Genomic DNA, 245 nt, shown 5'->3' with positions numbered 1-245 from the left:
CTTCTCTAGCATCTCGACAATCTGGTGGTGCTTAACAAGCTCAACACGGTCGTGATACTTGATATTCAGCTCTTTGGCATACTCTTCTAGCGAGTCATAACAAGGAACGATCAGCGCAGAAACGAATTTGCGCGTATCAGCGATAACGGCAATCTGTTCGATAAAGTGATCTTTACCAATCGCGCCTTCAACCACTTGCGGTGCAATGTACTTACCGCCAGAGGTCTTCATCAATTCTTTAATAC

1 pseudogene is annotated in these 245 nt (G+C 44.9%); it reads right to left on the bottom strand.

What is annotated here, in order from left to right:
• A pseudogene (locus JFU56_RS22675) lies at positions 1–245 on the bottom strand (long-chain fatty acid--CoA ligase); the annotation flags it as partial.

The organism is Moritella sp. F3 (assembly GCF_015082335.1).
GTDB lineage: Bacteria > Pseudomonadota > Gammaproteobacteria > Enterobacterales > Moritellaceae > Moritella.
The sequence above is the reverse complement of the archived record's forward strand: the minus strand, read 5'-3'. Positions and strand labels throughout refer to the sequence as shown.